12 protein-coding genes are annotated in these 16,502 nt (G+C 69.4%); 7 read left to right on the forward strand and 5 right to left on the reverse strand.

Features of this window, described 5'->3' with window-relative positions; translation table 11 throughout:
* Positions 1-198 precede the first annotated feature (198 nt).
* The 5 genes from AQJ27_RS15235 to AQJ27_RS15255 all read left to right on the forward strand — a co-directional run bounded on the left by AQJ27_RS15235 (position 199) and on the right by AQJ27_RS15255 (position 9,250).
* Positions 199-1,464 carry a L,D-transpeptidase gene (locus tag AQJ27_RS15235; protein WP_067368001.1) on the forward strand — a complete coding sequence of 422 codons (1,266 nt, stop codon included), beginning with the start codon at positions 199-201 and terminating at the stop codon, positions 1,462-1,464.
* A 188-nt stretch (positions 1,465-1,652) separates the two neighbouring features.
* Entirely contained in the window at positions 1,653-3,119 is a 1,467-nt protein-coding gene (locus AQJ27_RS15240) for an ABC transporter permease (protein WP_067368003.1), read from the forward strand.
* An 89-nt stretch (positions 3,120-3,208) separates the two neighbouring features.
* On the forward strand, positions 3,209-3,892 hold the full coding sequence (locus AQJ27_RS15245) for an ABC transporter ATP-binding protein (protein ID WP_067368008.1): 684 nt from the start codon (positions 3,209-3,211) through the stop codon (positions 3,890-3,892).
* 233 nt (positions 3,893-4,125) lie between these two features.
* Entirely contained in the window at positions 4,126-7,410 is a 3,285-nt protein-coding gene (locus tag AQJ27_RS15250) for a S8 family peptidase (protein WP_235613531.1), read from the forward strand.
* A 166-nt stretch (positions 7,411-7,576) separates the two neighbouring features.
* On the forward strand, positions 7,577-9,250 hold the full coding sequence (locus tag AQJ27_RS15255) for an AAA family ATPase (protein ID WP_067368012.1): 1,674 nt from the start codon (positions 7,577-7,579) through the stop codon (positions 9,248-9,250).
* A gap of 263 nt (positions 9,251-9,513) precedes the next feature.
* On the opposite strand, the gene AQJ27_RS15260 is transcribed toward AQJ27_RS15255, so the two are convergent.
* Positions 9,514-10,077 carry an RICIN domain-containing protein gene (locus AQJ27_RS15260; RefSeq protein ID WP_235613512.1) on the reverse strand — a complete coding sequence of 188 codons (564 nt, stop codon included), beginning with the start codon at positions 10,075-10,077 and terminating at the stop codon, positions 9,514-9,516.
* A gap of 204 nt (positions 10,078-10,281) precedes the next feature.
* Here AQJ27_RS15260 and AQJ27_RS15265 point away from each other — a divergent pair, with 204 nt between their 5' ends.
* Entirely contained in the window at positions 10,282-11,052 is a 771-nt protein-coding gene (locus AQJ27_RS15265) for a group II truncated hemoglobin (protein ID WP_067368015.1), read from the forward strand.
* A gap of 17 nt (positions 11,053-11,069) precedes the next feature.
* Here the strand turns inward: AQJ27_RS15265 and AQJ27_RS15270 are convergent, their stop codons facing one another.
* Entirely contained in the window at positions 11,070-11,960 is an 891-nt protein-coding gene (locus AQJ27_RS15270) for a helix-turn-helix domain-containing protein (protein WP_067368018.1), read from the reverse strand.
* Between the two features lie 175 nt (positions 11,961-12,135).
* Here AQJ27_RS15270 and AQJ27_RS15275 point away from each other — a divergent pair, with 175 nt between their 5' ends.
* Positions 12,136-13,176, forward strand: a complete 1,041-nt coding sequence (locus AQJ27_RS15275) for an NAD(P)-dependent alcohol dehydrogenase (protein WP_067368020.1) — start codon at positions 12,136-12,138, stop codon at positions 13,174-13,176.
* A gap of 84 nt (positions 13,177-13,260) precedes the next feature.
* Here the strand turns inward: AQJ27_RS15275 and AQJ27_RS15280 are convergent, their stop codons facing one another.
* From AQJ27_RS15280 to AQJ27_RS15290, 3 genes are all read right to left on the reverse strand, one after another.
* Complete coding sequence (locus AQJ27_RS15280; RefSeq protein ID WP_067369222.1) at positions 13,261-14,271, reverse strand: FecCD family ABC transporter permease; 1,011 nt, start codon at positions 14,269-14,271, stop codon at positions 13,261-13,263.
* 71 nt (positions 14,272-14,342) lie between these two features.
* Positions 14,343-15,377, reverse strand: a complete 1,035-nt coding sequence (locus tag AQJ27_RS15285; protein WP_079065001.1) for a FecCD family ABC transporter permease — start codon at positions 15,375-15,377, stop codon at positions 14,343-14,345.
* A complete protein-coding gene (locus AQJ27_RS15290; protein WP_067368023.1) occupies positions 15,374-16,450 on the reverse strand; it encodes an iron-siderophore ABC transporter substrate-binding protein in 1,077 nt (358 codons plus the stop codon). The genes AQJ27_RS15285 and AQJ27_RS15290 overlap by 4 nt, the downstream gene beginning before the upstream one ends.
* Between the last annotated feature and the right edge of the window lie 52 nt (positions 16,451-16,502).

The following is a 16,502-nucleotide window of genomic DNA, read 5'->3' on the forward strand; positions in this document are numbered from 1 at the left end:
CACCGACCACCTCCGCACCAGAATTCGGTCCGGCTGTCGGTACCACTCGATCGGGGTCCGTCGACTCGGGTCGATTCGGTTGACACCGTTGACCGACGTGGTGTTGCCCACACCTCAAAAATATGTGGAATGGGACGAACCGGTCGTAGCGTAGAGGGTTCGAACGGGGCTCATGTGGTTCCAGGTGACTTGGCGACGATGGAGAAGCGTGTGATGACGGACAGTAAGCGGCGCAAGGGTCTGACGGCCGCGTCCGCCCTGCTCGGCGGAGTGCTGGTGCTCTCTGCGTGCAGCAGTGGGGGCGGCAGCAAGGCCAGTGCCTCGGACGGCGAGACCTCCCAGGCCCAGGCCGATGCGGCGGCGGCCAAGAAGAGCTCCCAGGCCCAGATCAAGATCACGCCCGCGGACGGTTCCGACAACGCCTCCATCAACAACGCCGCGGCGGTCACCGTGAGCAAGGGCACGCTCACGGCCGTCACCATGACGACCGAGACGGGCACGGCGGTGCCCGGTCAGATATCCGCCGACAAGAAGAGCTGGAAGCCCGCCTCCCAGCTCGAGCGCGCCACCACGTACAAGGTGGCCGCCGAGGCCACCGACTCCGCGGGCCTCGTCGCCCACGAGAACGCCTCGTTCACCACGGTCTCCGCGGCGAACAGCTTCATAGGCAACTTCACGCCGGAGGACGGCTCCACCGTCGGTGTCGGCATGCCGGTCTCGATCAACTTCAACAAGGCGATCACGAACAAGGCCGCCGTGCAGAAGGGGATCACCGTCTCCTCCAGCAGCGGCCAGGAGGTCGTCGGCCACTGGTTCAACGCCAACCGCCTCGACTTCCGTCCCGAGAACTACTGGACCGGCGGCTCCACCGTCACCCTCAAGCTCAACCTGGACGGCGTCCAGGGTGCGAGCGGTGTCTACGGTGTGCAGCAGAAGACGGTCACCTTCAAGATCGGCCGCAACCAGGTCTCGATCGTCGACGCCCAGACCAAGACCATGAAGGTCACGCAGGACGGCAAGACGATCAAGACGATCCCGATCTCCTCGGGATCCCCGGAGCACAAGACGTACCAGGGCCAGATGGTGATCTCCGAGAAGTTCAAGGAGACCCGGATGAACGGCTCGACGGTCGGCTTCACGAAGACCGACGGCAAGGGCGAGTACGACATCAAGGACGTGCCGCACGCCATGCGTCTGTCGAACTCCGGCACCTTCATCCACGGCAACTACTGGGGCGCGAAGTCCATCTTCGGCGCGGTGAACACCAGCCACGGCTGTGTGGGTCTGTCCGACACCAAGGGTGCGGGCGACCCGAACACGCCGGCGGCCTGGTTCTACGACCACTCGCTGATCGGTGACGTCGTGGTCGTCAAGAACACCGGCGACAAGACCATCGCCCCGGACAACGGCCTCAACGGCTGGAACCTGAGCTGGTCCGCCTGGAAGGCGGGCTCGGCCGCCTAGGATCTGTCCGGCCGCACTCTCCTCGTTCGCCGATGGCGGCGGTGGCCCTCACGGGTCGCCGCCGCCATCGGCGTTCTCACAGCCTTCAGGGACCGCCCACAGGTGAATTCCCGGGCTGCCACAGCCTTCTCATCCTTCTCTTATGCGGGGCTTATCGCGCCATCACGCGCCGTACCTAGCTTTCCGCCATGTTCTTCACCTACCTGAGGCGCGAACTGCGCCGCCGCAGGAAGGCGGCGCTCGTCGTCGCCTCCGGACTCGCCCTGGGCATCGCCCTGGTCATCGTGGTCAGCTCCGTGTCGTCCGGCATGGAGAAGGCGCAGGGCAAGGTCCTCCAGTCGCTGTACGGACTGGGTACGGACATGACCGTCACCAAGGCGGCGGCGCCGGCGACGAGTACCAGCCAGCGTCCGCGCTTCAACTTCGACGCGAACGACAACGGCTCCACCAAGGAGCAGAGCAGCGACCGCGTCATGGTGCAGGGCTTCCAGACCCTGGCCGCCTCCACGGTCACCAAGGTCGACTCCCAGAAGGGCGTCGCGGACTCCGTCGGCGGACTGAGCCTCCAGGTCATCAGGATCAACGGCCAGTTCACGCGGGGTCAGTTCCAGCAGAACCAGAACAGCGGCACCGGCCAGGGGGGCGGGCGCCCGAACGCCCAGCAGTCCCCGCAGGGCCGTGTCGAGGGCGGCGGCGCCAACTTCGACGTCAACAACTACTCGGTGTACGGCACCGACGTCACCAAGCCCGCCCTCGGCCCGCTGACCTCCTCGAAGATCACCAGCGGCCGTACGTTCAAGACGTCCGAGACCGACACCAAGGTGGTCGTCGCCGACGTCTCGTACGCCAAGGAGAAGAAGCTCAAGGTCGGCTCCACCGTCACCATCAAGAGCGTCAAGTACAAGGTCATCGGCCTCGCCACGCCCGACAGCGGTGACGCGGCGGCCAACCTCTACATCCCGCTCAAGCAGGCGCAGACGCTCAGCGGCTCCAAGGACAAGGTCACCACGATCTACGTCAAGGCGTCGGACTCGCAGCAGATCTCCAGCGTGAAGAGCACCATCCAGAAGAACATCTCGGGGACGACGGTCACCACCTCCGCCGACCTCGCGTCCACCGTCTCCGGCTCCCTCTCCACGGCCTCCAGCCTCGCCTCCAACGTCGGCAAGTGGCTGTCCATCGCGGTGCTCGTGGCCGCGTTCCTGGTCGCCGGTCTGCTCACCTCCTCCGCCGTCTCCCGGCGCGTGCGCGAGTTCGGCACCCTCAAGGCGCTCGGCTGGAAGTCGGGCCGGGTGACCCGGCAGGTCGTCGGCGAGGCCATGGTCAACGGTCTGGTCGGCGGCGCCCTCGGTATCGCGATCGGCCTCGCGGGCGCCTACGTCGTCACCGAGATCAGCCCCACCCTGCAGGCACAGGTGGGCGGTTCGGGCGGCGGCGGAGGCCAGGGCGGTCCCGGCGGCGGTGGCGGCTTCGGCGGTCCCGGCCGGCAGGCCGCGTCCAAGGCCCTCGACGTCGCGCTCACCGCGCCCGTCAGCCTCGGCACCATCGTCGGCGCGGTGGCCCTCGCCATCACCGGTGGTCTGATCGCCGGCGCCTTCGGCGGCTGGCGCGCCTCCCGACTCCGCCCCGCGGACGCCCTGCGCCGCGTCGAATAGGCCCCAGCCCCTCTCAAGGGGGTGCCCGAAATTGCCCACTGCTGCTCGCTGTACCGGGCACCCCCTTCACCTCATCCAGGAGTTGCACCATGTACGAACTCAGAGGCGTCACCAAGCGCTATACCCGGGGCAAGGAGACGGTCGACGCGCTCGCCGGGGTCGACCTGACCATCGCGGACGGCGACCGGCTCGTCATCCAGGGCCCCACCGGTGGCGGGAAATCCACCCTTCTCCAGATGCTCGGCGGTCTTGACCGGCCCACCGCGGGCAGCGTCGAACTCGACGGCACGGACATGGCCAGACTGTCCGAGGCGAAGCTCACCAAAGTGCGCAGCGAGAACATCGGATTCGTCTTTCAGAGCTTCAACCTGATTCCCACGCTCACCGCCCAGGAAAACGTGGAGACCGCCCTCGTACCCCTCGGTGTGAAGGTGAAGGAACGGCGGCAACGGGCCGCCGACGCACTGGAGTCGGTGGGACTCGCCGAGCGGCTCGGGCATCTGCCCGCCGAGCTCTCCGGTGGCCAGCAGCAGCGTGTCGCCATCGCCCGCGCCCTGGTCAAGCAGCCGAAGGTGCTGCTCGCCGACGAGCCCACCGGCAACCTCGACGAGTCCATGCGCGACGAGATCATGGAGGTGCTCGAGGCCATGTGGAAGGAGCACGGGCTCACTTTCATCATGGTCACGCACGATTCCTCGATCGCGAAGAAGGCCCCGCGCCTCGCGACGATTCGCAAGGGAAAGATCTCCGTCAAGGAAAACGCGGGTGCTTAAAGAAGCACAAAAGGAGCGTGCGGGAGCTTAGCGGAACAACTCCGTCAACTCTTCACCCTCACCCCGCTATTGAGGGGGCTATCACCCCCCGGGCATACTTGCGTATTCCGGGGGGTGTACGTGCATGCGTACGAGGCTTCCCTCGACCGGATGAACGGGGATTCGTCCGGACCTGAGCTCCAGGGGGAGACTTGCGCAGACAAGTGAAAAGAGCGTGCGCGGCGACCATCGCCATGGCGGCGTCCGTGGCGCTGGCGGCGGGTATGACCAGCCCGGCGTCGGCGCGGGCGGAGCAGCGCACAGCGGGCGTGTCCGTGGCCGGGAAAGCGGGCGGGAAAGCGGCCGGGATCACGGCCAAGCACCGCATCACCCTGATCACCGGTGACCGGGTGGTCGTCGACGCCAAGGGGCGCGTCGTCGGCTTCGAGCGGGCCAAGGGCCGCGAGCACGTGCCCGTGCAGATCCGCAAGGCCGACGGCCACACGCTGGTGGTGCCGGCCGACGCCCAGGCGCTCATAGCCGGCGGCAAGCTCGACCGGCGGCTCTTCGATGTCACCGAGCTCAACAAGGCGGCGGTCCGCAAGTCCCAGCAGCGGGGCCTGAAGGTGATCGTCGGCTACCGGGGAGCCGCGGCGGCCGCCAAGGCCGACGTCCGTGACGCCGGTACGCTCCGCAGGAGCCTGAAGGCACTGAACGCGGACGCGGTGCAGACGCCGCAGCGGGACGCGGCCGAGCTGTGGTCCGCGGTCACCGACGACGGGAAGACGGCCTCCGGCATCGCGCACGTCTGGCTGGACGGCGTCCGCAAGGCGAGCCTCGACAAGTCCGTGCCGCAGATCGGCGCCCCCACGGCATGGGCGGCCGGATACGACGGCAAGGGCGTCAAGATCGCCGTCCTGGACACCGGGGTCGACGCGAGCCACCCGGACCTCAAGACCCAGGTGATCGAGTCCAAGAACTTCTCCACCGCCGCCGACGCCACCGACCACTTCGGCCACGGCACCCACGTCGCGTCCATCGCGGCGGGCACCGGCGCCAAGTCGGGCGGCAAGTACAAGGGTGTCGCGCCCGGCGCGAAGATCCTCAACGGCAAGGTCCTCGACGACACCGGCAGCGGCGACGACTCGGGCATCCTCGCGGGCATGGAGTGGGCGGCCGAGCAGGGCGCCGACATCGTGAACCTGAGCCTGGGCGGCCAGGACACCCCCGACATCGACCCGTTGGAGGCCGAGGTCAACAAGCTCTCGGCCGAGAAGGGCATCCTCTTCGCGATCGCGGCGGGCAACGAGGGCCCCGAGTCGATCGGCTCCCCCGGCAGCGCGGACGCCGCGCTCACCGTCGGCGCCGTCGACGACAACGACAAGCTGGCGGACTTCTCCAGCACCGGCCCGCGCGTCGGCGACGGCAGCATCAAGCCGGACGTCACCGCGCCCGGCGTGGACATCACGGCGGCGGCGGCTCCGGGCAGTGTCATCGACCAGGAGGTCGGTGAGAAGCCCGCGGGCTACCTGACCATCTCCGGTACGTCGATGGCGACCCCGCATGTCGCGGGCGCCGCGGCCATCCTCAAGCAGGAACACCCGGACTGGACGTACACCGAGCTCAAGGGTGCGCTGACGGGCTCCGCGAAGGGCGGCAAGTACACGCCGTTCCAGCAGGGTTCGGGCCGGATCGCCGTCGACAAGGCGATCAAGCAGACCGTGATCGCCGACCCGTCGTCGGTGAGCTTCGGGATCGCGCAGTGGCCGCACACCGACGACACGGCGACGACCAAGCAACTGACGTACCGCAACCTCGGTACGACGGACGTCACCCTGACCCTGGCGATCTCCGCGACCGACCCCAAGGGCCAGGCGGCTCCGGCGGGCTTCTTCGCGCTCGGCGCCAAGACGGTCACCGTCCCGGCGGGCGGCAAGGCCTCCGTCGACGTCACCGCGAACACGAAGCTCGGCGGCACCCTCGACGGCGCGTACTCGGCGTACGTGACGGCGAGCGGCGACGGCCAGGCCGTGCGCACGGCCGTCGCGGTCGAGCGCGAGACGGAGTCGTACGACGTCACCTTCAAGTACGTCAACCGCGCCGGTGAGACGCCCACGCACCTCACCGACCTGGAGGGCTACTCCGGCCTCGGCGAGGCCCGGGACTACACGTCGCAGAGCACGGCCGACACCGCGACCCTGCGTGTTCCCAAGGGCAAGTACGTGCTCAACTCCCTCTTCGTGAAGGACCTGGTCGAGGCGAAGGGCGGGGTCGACTGGCTGATCCAGCCCCGGCTGAGCGTCACCAAGAACACCACGGTGACCCTCGACGCCCGTACCGCCAAGGGCGCCGACATCACGGTGCCGGACGCGGGGGCGAAGCCGCTGTCGGCAGCCGTCGACTTCTTCGACGACGCCACCGGCATCGGCACCGGCATCGGCCTGGGCTCCTTCCAGGACGTGCGCGTGGCGCACGTCGGCCCGGCGATCTCCTCCGGCCTCTTCCAGAGCTGGTCCGGACAGTGGACCAAGGGCGCGGGCACCGAGTACGACACCTTCACCGGCACCAAGACCACCAAGCTCCAGGGCGCGCACGTCAAGCACTACAAGGCGAGCGAGCTGGCCAGGGTGAAGGCGAACCTCGGGGCCGCGGCCTCCGGCAAGACGGGCGCGGTCACCGCGTACGGCTTCCTGCCCGACGACGGCAGCATGAGCGTCGGGGTTCCCCAGAAGCTGCCGGCCTCGCGCACGCTGTACGTGTCGACCGGTGAGAAGGTCCAGTGGGCGTTCGACCTCGAGCAGGACGCGGGCGTCGACGCCACCGGGACCCCGATCATCGAGGCCTACTACACGGACGACTACCCGCAGACCCTCAAGGCGGGCAAGAGCTACACGAGGACGTACAACACGGCCGTCTTCGGTCCGAAGATCAACGCGGACTACGGCGTCTTCCGGGACGGCAACAGCATCTCGGGCTACCTGCCGCTGTTCGCCGACGGGAGCGGTCACCCCGGCTCCTCGCTGTACACCTCCGTGACGACGACGCTGTACCGCAACGGTGCGAAGGTCGCCTCGAACGACGACCCGCTCGTCGGCATGAAGGAGTTCAAGGTCCCGGCCGCCGAGGCCACCTACAAGCTCACGACCTCGGTCAAGCGCACGGTGAAGGTCGCCGCGGCCTCCACGCGGATCGACGCCAGCTGGACCTTCAAGTCCAAGAAGGCCGACTTCACGAAGCTGCCCACCTCCACGGTCCGCTTCAACGCCACCACCGGCCTCGACAGCCGTGTCACGGCAGGCAAGACGGTCACGATCCCGGTCTCCGTGCAGGGCTCGGCCGCGGGCAAGAACCTCAAGTCGCTGTACGTCTACGTCTCCTACGACTACGGCCAGACCTGGAAGATGCTCAAGGTCAAGAACGGCAAGATCACCGTCAAGAACCCGGCGAAGGGGAAGGGCATCTCCTTCCACGCGAAGATCACCGACAAGCAGGGCAACAAGTCGACGGTCTCGATCTACAACGCGTACTACGGGAAGTAGCCTTCAGTAGGTGAGCGGCCTGTCCGGGACTCGGGTCCCGGACAGGCCGTTGTCGTTCTTGTGCCATGGCCGGGCTCCATGTCCGCCTGAGAGGGGAGAGGCAGTGTCGGGGACTTCCGCGTCGTGGCGTTCGGCCAGGAGGAGCGAGCGAGCCTGGTCGGAGGCCGTGGCGTTTCTTCAGCAGGGCCGCACGGAGGCCGCGGCGCACCGGTTCGACGAGGCCTTGCGGCACGATCCCGCCGCCGCCGACGCATGGCTGGGGCTGCACGCGGCGGGATATCGCCAGGCCGAGGCCGTCGAACGGATGGCGTGGCACGCGGGGACCTTCGGGGCGCTGCGGATGAAGCTGGGCACCCCGCTCAAGTCCCGCTTCGACATCGGGGTGTACGTCACGTTCCGACTGGAGAACCAGCGCGACCTCTGGCTGGCCCGGATGGCCCAGCTCCTGCACGAGAACCGGCTGGACGAGGCCTGGCAGTCCCTGGAGGCCGCCTACCTGGACTGTGACGAGACCCGCTTCGTCTGCACCAGGTACGCCTTCCTCAAGCGAGACTGGCGGCTCGTCCTGACCTTCGCGCGCGGTATCACGGAGCCCTACCTGCGGGACGAGTCCCAGCTCTATGTGGCGCGGGCGCTGGTGGAACAGGGCGTCCACCATGAGGCGTTGAGCGTCTTGGCGCCACTACCCCAGCGCCTCGACAAGGGCAGTAAGTTCGACGGCGAGGTCGCTTACGCGCGAGGCCTCGCGAAGGAGGGGCTCGGCCAGGACGAGGAGGCCCTGCGGCAGTTCCAGTACGCGTTCCGCTGCTTCCCCGGCTTTGCCGACGTCGCCGTACGGGCGCGGGCGTCGGTACCCGAGGCCGCTTCAGCCGTCCCCCTGCCGGAGCCGGCGACGTCTGTGGAGCCTGTGGCGGGGCCCGCGCAGGCCACCGGCGTGGCGGTCGGCGGTCCGATCGATCCGGCGACGAGGGAGGAGGACCTGGCCGAGGCGCTGTCGCTCCTGGACGACATGGTCGGCCTCGATCCGGTCAAGCGGCAACTGCGTACCATGGTGGCCCAGTTACGTATGTCCCTCATCCGCAGGGAACAGGGTCTGCCGTCCACCGCGAGCCCTCAGCACTTCGTTTTCGCCGGCCCTCCCGGTACGGGCAAAACAACAGTCGCCCGCATCGTCGGGAAGGTCTTCGCCGGGCTCGGCCTGCTGGAAAAGGGTCAGGTCGTCGAGACACAGCGCGTCGACCTGGTCGGCCGGCATCTCGGTGAGACCGCCATCAAGACGAGCGACGTGATCGACTCCGCACTGGACGGCGTGCTGTTCATCGACGAGGCGTACGCGTTGTCCAACAGCGGTTACTCGGGTGGTGACGCCTTCGGGGACGAGGCGCTGCAAGTCCTGCTCAAGCGGGCCGAGGACGACCGCGACCGGCTGGTGGTGGTCCTCGCCGGCTACCCGCACGAGATCAACGAACTGCTGGCCACCAACCCCGGACTGGCGTCCCGCTTCACGACGCGTGTGGACTTCCCCTCCTACTCCGCACCCGAGTTGGTGCTCATCGCCCGGCGCATCCTGGAGGCGCAGGGCGATGCCCTGGACGAGGAGGCGGCGTCGGCGCTGGAGTCCGCCTGCGAGCGCGCTGTCGGTGAAGCGCTGATCGACCAACTGGGCAACGGCCGCTTCGTACGCGAGCTGTGCCGGAAGGCCGCGGGACTGCGGGACCTGCGCCTGTACGAAGTCCACGGCGGTACGGGGACACCCTCGCGCGAGGACATCACCACGATGCGCTTCGAGGACATCACGGGCGCCTACCGCGAGCTGCGCGACGGGGTGACAGGCCCCTGACGCCCGGATGGGGCGCGCAGCCGTAGCGCGCGGGCGCGGTCATGGCTCCGCACCACGGCTTCGAAGTCCGGCTCTGTGCGAGCGACCGGAGGCGGTGGCGCAGTTCGGGTACGGCTCTCGGGGAGTGATGCGCTCCGGCTCAAGAGTACGTACAGCGCGCGGTTCGCCCCCGCCCCCGCCGCCGGTACCGCGCACGGAGCGGGGCCGGTGAGGGGGCGAGGGCGGGGTGGTTTTCGCCGTGCCGCTTCGTCGCACGGTCGAGCTCAGCGGTTGTTGGGCTCCCACACAGGCAGCCAGACGTCGTTGGGGGCGCCTTGGGCGATGCAGTCGAACTGGATCAGGTTGTTGCCCACCCCGACTCCGCCGGCGACGTTCAGGCATTTGTTGCTGGATTTGACGACGAGCTGGTAGCCGATGCCTGTGGGGACGAACCTCCACAGTTCGTTGTCCGCGGTTCCGCAGGTGTACTGGATGATCTGGGTGCCGTTGGCGGTGCCGCCGCCGAGGACGTTGAGGCACTTTCCACTGCTGACGGACTTGAGGCGGTAGTAGCTTCCGCCGGCCGCGTCCAGTTCCCAGCGTTCGTTGGCGGTGTTCGACAACGGGTACTGAATGATCGGCACGCCGTCCGCGGTGCCGCCTCCGCGGACGTTGGCGACCTGGTTGGGGTTGCTGGCCAGGCGCAGCGTGAACTGCTCCGCGACGATCGACCGCGGTGTCGGGGTCGCCGAGCCGCCGGCCGCGGCCGCGCCCTGCGCTCCAGTGGCCACTCCGGCGGTCATGGCGAGAGCTGCCGCGCCCGCTGCCACGTACCTGAACGTCTTCACCGTTCTGCCTCCTGCTCCACAATGCGGATGAAAGAGACATGAGGAGTATTGCGGTAGAAATGTGTGGAAATGGTGAACCTTGAGAATGGGCGTGTCCGGGTGGACGGAATGCCGGACCGGCGTCGTTCCGCCGAGCGCTGACACGGTGTGGTGGCCCGCCGGAAGGAGAGCTTCCGACGGGCTTTCCGTGTTTGTGTGGGAGGTATGACCGAATCGACTGTCGAGTACATCCGCTACCGCATTCCCGAGGAGAAGTCCGCGGAGTTCCTGGCCGCCTACACGCGGGCCGCGGCCCAGCTCGCCGCGTCGCCGAGTTGCGTGGACTACGAGCTGACGCGCTGCGAGGAGGACTTCGAGCACTTCGTCCTGCGGATCACCTGGACCTCGACCGAGGACCATGTCGAGGGATTCCGGAAGTCGGAGCTGTTCCCCGCCTTCCTCGCCGAGATCCGGCCCTACATCCCCTACATCGAGGAGATGCGCCACTACACGCCGACGACGGTACGGGGCCTGGGCGCGTCGGTCCCCACCCTCTACGCCTGGGCCGGGGGCGCCGAGGCCTTCGCCCGCCTCACCGAGGTCTTCTACGACAAGGTCCTCAAGGACGACGTCCTCGCACCGGTCTTCTCCGGCCTCGCCCCCGAACACGCCGCCCACGTCGCCCTCTGGCTCGGCGAGGTCTTCGGTGGGCCGCATGCCTACTCCGAGACCCAGGGCGGCCACGGCCACATGGTCGCCAAACACCTCGGCAAGAACATCACCGAGGTGCAGCGACGCCGGTGGGTCAACCTGCTCCAGGACGCGGCGGACGACGCGGGCCTGCCCACGGACGCCGAGTTCCGCTCCGCCTTCCTCGCCTACGCGGAATGGGGCACGCGGCTGGCCGTCCTCTTCTCCGCCCCCGACGCGACCCCTCCGGGGGACCAGCCGGTACCGAGGTGGACGTGGGGAGCGGCCCCGCCGTACCAGCCCTGACGCCCCGCGGCCCCGGGCTACAGGGGCGTCGTCGTGCCCGCGCGGGTCGCGTCCGTGCCCCAGCTGGCCAGCAGCCGCAGTGCCTCCGCCGAGGCGGACCCCGGCTCCGCGTGGTAGGTGACCAGTGACTGCTCGCCGTCGTCGGGCAGCCGGAACGACTCGTACTGGAGGGAGAGGTCACCCACCAGCGGATGCCGCATCCGCTTCACTCCGTGGCTCTTCTCCTTGACGTCGTGCGTGGCCCACAGCCGGCGGAAGTCCTCGCTCTTCACGGACAGCTCCCCGACCAGCGTCGACAGCCGCGGGTCGTCCGGGTGACAGCCCGCGTCCATGCGCAGCATGCAGACGATGTCGATCGCCTTCTGCTCCCAGTCCACGTACAGGTCGCGGTACTCGGGCTTCAGGAACACCAGGCGCGCCCAGTTCCGCTCATGCGGGGCCAGCTCCGACCAGTCACCGAACACGGTCGCCGCCATCCGGTTCCACGCCAGGATGTCCGTGCGCCGCCCACCGACATACGCGGGGATGCCGTCCATCGAGTCCAGCAGTTGCCGCAGCGCGCCCCGTACCTGCTGCGGCCGCGCCGGCTGCTTCTTCTTGTGCGCCTTGGGCTTCGCGAGGTGCGTGAGATGCGCGTGCTCGGCGTCCGTCAGCCGCAGGGCGCGGGCGATCGCGTCGAGTACCTCCGCCGACACGTTCCGTCCGTTGCCCTGTTCCAGGCGCGTGTAGTACGCCACGGACACCCCGGCCAGCTGCGCCAGCTCCTCGCGCCGCAGTCCGGGCACCCGGCGGTGCCGGCCGAAGTCGGGCAGCCCCACGTCCTCCGGCTTCAGCCGGGCCCGGCGCGTGCGCAGAAACTCGCTGAGCTCGGCACGCCGGTCCAGGGGCGGGGAGGGCTGTTCGTCCATACGTCCAGTATTCACGGTCGTACGCCGGTGAACCTGACCCCGCCAGTAGTAGGACCAGCGGACGTACGCAAAGCCGTGACCTGGGTGAAGGCTCTCGCCTGGGGCAGGCTGTACAGCGTGCCCGACCGAAGGCAGCCGGGCACAGGACATACCACTCCTTAGGAGAACCCCCGGCATGACCACTGTTGCTGCGTACGCCGCTCCCGCCGCCAAGGCTCCGCTGGAGCGCACCACCATCGAGCGCCGCCCGGTCGGTGAGTTCGACGTCCTGATCGACATCAAGTTCGCCGGTATCTGTCACTCGGACATCCACCAGGCCCAGGAGGGCTGGGGTGAGGCGATCTTCCCGATGGTGCCTGGTCACGAGATCGCCGGCATCGTCTCCGAGGTCGGCTCCGGCGTCACCAAGTTCAAGGTCGGCGACCGCGTGGGCGTCGGCTGTCTCGTCGACTCCTGCCGTGAGTGCGACAACTGCAAGGCCGGCCTGGAGCAGTACTGCACCGGAGGCGGCGTCGGCACGTACAACGCCCTCGACAAGAACGGCGAGCCGACCTACGGCGGCTACTCCGAGAAGATCGTCGTCGACGAGAACTACACCCTCCGCATCCCCGACGGCCTCTCCCTCGACGTGGCCGCGCCGCTGCTCTGCGCCGGCATCACCACGTACTCCCCGCTCAAGCACTGGAACGCCGGCCCCGGCAAGAAGGTCGCGATCCTCGGCATGGGCGGCCTCGGCCACATGGGCGTCAAGATCGCGGACGCGCTCGGTGCCGAGGTGACCGTCCTGTCGCAGTCCCTGCGCAAGAAGGACGACGGGCTGAAGCTGGGCGCCGACCACTACTACGCCACCAGCGACCCGAAGACCTTCGAGGCGCTGCGCGGCACCTTCGACCTGATCCTGTCGACCGTGTCCGCCCCGCTGGACCTGGACGCCTACCTGGCCCTGCTGAAGACGGACGGCGCCTTCGTGAACGTGGGCGCCCCGGAGGAGCCCGTCAAGCTCAACCTCTTCTCCGTGATCGGCGGCCGCAAGACCCTCGCCGGTTCCGGTATCGGCGGCATCCAGGAGACCCAGGAGATGCTGGACTTCTGCGCCGAGCACGGCTTCGGCGCCGAGATCGAGCTGATCAGCGCGTCCGAGATCAACGACGCCTACGAGCGGGTGCTGGCGAGCGACGTCCGCTACCGCTTCGTGATCGACACCGCCACCATCTAGTCACGGACGGAGTTCCGAGGGCGCCGATCGGTCGTACGACCGATCGGCGCCCTCGGTGTTTCCACCGTACGTACAGCGATCCCGTCAGCGGCGGCCCGACCTGCCCAGCAGCCACAGCAGATAGGGACCGCCCACCAAGGACGTGAGCGCCCCGACCGGGATCTCCAGCGGCGGCACCAGCGTGCGGGCCACCAGGTCGGCGCCGACCACGATCAGCGCGCCCGTCAGGGCGGAGGCGGCGAGGGGGAGTTGCGGGGTGCGTGTGAGGCGGCGGGCCAGTTGGGGGCCGGTGAGGGCGACGAAGCCGACCGGGCCGGCCGCGCCGGTCGCGACCGCGGCGAGCACCACCCCGAGCACGGTCAGGCCGAGCTGGGTGCGCTGCACGCGGACGCCGAGCGCGGCGGCCGTGTCGGCGTCCAGTCCGAGCGGGCGCAGCGCGCGGCTCGCCCACACCAGGGCGGGCAGGGAGAGGAGCAGGACCCAGGAGAGGGGGGTCGCCTGCTCCCAGCCGCGCCCGTTCAGACTGCCCGTCAGCCACAGCTTGACCTGCTCGGCGGCGGCCAGTTCGCTGTCGGTGAGGTAGAGCTGGACGACGGCGGAGAGGGCGACACCGATGCCCACCCCCGTCAGGACGAACCGGCTCGGCTGCATTCCGTGCCGCCAGGCCAGTACGTACACCAGGGCGGCGGCCGCGAGACCGCCGGTGACGGCGACGGCCGGCAGCGCGCCGGGGGAGGCGACGGTTCCGGTGGCCAGCGCCAGTACGGTCGCGGCGGCGGCGCCGTGCCCGACGCCGATGACGTCGGGGCTGGCCAGCGGGTTGCGCGTGACGGTCTGGACGAGCGCTCCGGAGAGTCCGAGCGCCGCCCCGACCAGCGCGCCGAGCACGATCCGCGGGACCCGCAGTTCGCCGACGACCAGGTCGTAGGGGCCGCCGTGACCGCGCAGCACCCGCCAGACCTCGCCCGGCGGGACGTACGTCTGCCCGACGCACGCCGCGAGCAGCATCACGCCCGCGAGGAGCAGGAGGAGGACGGTGACGACGGCGGCGGCGCGCCGGTGCAGGAGGAGGGAGAGATGACGGTGGCGGAGCACGGAGAGCCCGGCCGAGTGCGGGTACGTGGTGCGGTTCGCGGTGGGCTCGGTGGGCGTCGTGGGGGCTGTGGTCACGAGGCCATGCCCTTGCGTCGTACGAGTACGACCAGGACCGGCACGCCGACCAGCGCGGTCATCACCCCGGCCGGCACTTCCGCCGGGGCGCGTACCACCCGGCCCGCCACGTCCGCGGCGAGCAGCAGGGCGGCGCCGAGCAGTGCGGAGAGGGGAAGGGTCCAGCGGTGGCCGCCATCGACCAGGCGGCGGGCGAGGTGGGGGACGGCGAGGCCGATGAAGGCGATGGGGCCCGCGGCGGCGACCGCGGCCGCGGTGAGCACGGTCGCGCCGAGTGCCGCACAGCCCCGTACGAGCGTGACCCGGTGGCCGAGTGCCCGTGCGGTGTCGTCGCCGAGCGCGAGTGCGTCCAGACCGCGGGCGCAGGCCGTTACGAGCAGCGCACCGGCGGCGAGGAAGGGCAGCATGCGTCCCACCGTTGCCGCGTCGCGCCCGCTGAGCGCGCCCACCTGCCAGAACCGGAACTGGTCCAGCGTGGCCGAACTCGAGGTGAGGACGACGGTCGTGGCTCCCGCCGTCATCGCCGACAGGGCGGTGCCGGCGAGCGCCAGTTTCACCGGGGAGGCGCCGCCGCGTCCGCGCGAGGCGATGGCGTACACGACGCAGGCGGCGAGGACCGCGCCGGTGAAGGCGTACCAGACGTACCCGTCGAAGCCGTTCGCCCAGCCGAGCGCGATGGCGAACACGACACCGGCGGCCGCGCCCTGACTGAGCCCGAGGATGCCGGGGTCGGCGAGCGGATTGCGGGTGACCGCCTGGAGGGCCGCCCCCGAGAGTCCGAGGGCGGCACCGGCGGTCAGCCCGATCGCGGTCCGCGGCACCCGCAGCGACCGTACGACCAGCGCGTCCGGTGAGCTCCCGCCGTGCACCAGCGCGTCGAGGACGGCGGACAGCGGGACGGGGCGGGTGCCGACGGCGAGGCTGAGGGCGGCGGCGGTGACGGCGAGGAGGAGGGCCGCACCCAACCAGGTCGCACGCCGCGCGCCCGCCGGGGCGGACGTGCGGCGTGCGACAGACGTGGGACCGGTCACTTGCCGAGGGTGTCCGCGAGCTGTCGTACGACGAGCCGGGCGGCGGTGGGGCCGGCGTTGAGGTACCAGGGGTCGTCGTCGACCTTCACCGCGTGCCCGGCCTTGACCGCCTTCATCGACTTCCACAGGGGCCCGGCGAGCACGCTGCCCGCGTCGGTCTTGGAGGCGTCGCCCTGCACGGAGTAGAAGATCCAGTCCCCGTCCGCGACATCGATGCTCTCCGCCCCGATGTCCTGCGAGATCGCCTTGAACTGCTGCGACTTGGGCCGGGAGAGCCCCATGTCGACGGCGATGGAGCCGGTGAACGACGACACGCCGAACATCCGTGTCCGGTCCGGCGTGAACCGCAGCATCGAGACGGCGGGATCGCCGAGCTGCTTGCCCCGCGTGGCGGCGTCGCTCACGATGCCGTCGAGCAGCTCCTGCGCCTTGTCGCCCTTGCCGACCGCGTCACCGACGAGGAGCAGATCCCGCTTCCAGTTGATGCCGTTGCCGGCCGTCACGACGGTGGGCGCGATCTTCGACAGCTTCGGGTAGAGGTCGCCGAGCGAGTCGTTGATCAGGATCAGATCGGGCTTGGCGGCGGCGAGCGTCTCCAGGTTGGGCGCGGTGCGGGTCCCCGCGTCGGTCATGGCCGACAACTTCTTCTTGTACGCGGGGAAGGCGTCGTTCAGATAGTCCGGCGCCAGCCCGGCGTTGTCCGCGCGGGTCGTCACGGTCGGCACGATGCCCAAGGTCAGCAGGTCGTCCAGCTGTCCGGTGCTGAGCGCGGCGATCTTCTCGGGCGCGCTCTTGATCTCCGTCTTGCCTTCGAAGTGCCCGACGGTCCGAGGGAATTCACCGTCCTCGGCGCTGCCCGCGCCCATCCCGGCGGCGACGGCGCTGGGGGCGGCGGAGGGGCCCTCGGAGGCCCCGCTCACGAGATTGCGGTCGCCGCCTGCGGTGTTCTTGCTCTGCGAGGAGCCGTTGTCCCCGTCCCCGCTCCCGGACGAACATCCGGCCAGCAGACCGCCGACGATGGCAACGGCCAGGACGGCCTTCGACCCCAAGGTGCGCACAAGTACTCCGATCAATGGATAAGGCAAGCCTAACCTTATCCCCCGTTTCAGGGTGACGGGGTCTGCT

Origin of the sequence: Streptomyces olivochromogenes (assembly GCF_001514115.1) — a bacterium.
Classification (GTDB): domain Bacteria; phylum Actinomycetota; class Actinomycetes; order Streptomycetales; family Streptomycetaceae; genus Streptomyces; species Streptomyces olivochromogenes.

What these genes read in the sequence shown, in the direction of transcription:
- AQJ27_RS15245 (WP_067368008.1), top strand. Translation starts at nt 3,209, where the DNA reads ATGTACGAACTCAGAGGCGTCACCAAGCGCTATACCCGGGGCAAGGAG.
- AQJ27_RS15275 (WP_067368020.1), top strand. Translation starts at nt 12,136, where the DNA reads ATGACCACTGTTGCTGCGTACGCCGCTCCCGCCGCCAAGGCTCCGCTG.
- AQJ27_RS15265 (WP_067368015.1), top strand. Translation starts at nt 10,282, where the DNA reads ATGACCGAATCGACTGTCGAGTACATCCGCTACCGCATTCCCGAGGAG.
- AQJ27_RS15240 (WP_067368003.1), top strand. Translation starts at nt 1,653, where the DNA reads ATGTTCTTCACCTACCTGAGGCGCGAACTGCGCCGCCGCAGGAAGGCG.
- AQJ27_RS15235 (WP_067368001.1), top strand. Translation starts at nt 199, where the DNA reads ATGGAGAAGCGTGTGATGACGGACAGTAAGCGGCGCAAGGGTCTGACG.
- AQJ27_RS15250 (WP_235613531.1), top strand. Translation starts at nt 4,126, where the DNA reads ATGGCGGCGTCCGTGGCGCTGGCGGCGGGTATGACCAGCCCGGCGTCG.
- AQJ27_RS15270 (WP_067368018.1), bottom strand. Translation starts at nt 11,960, where the DNA reads ATGGACGAACAGCCCTCCCCGCCCCTGGACCGGCGTGCCGAGCTCAGC.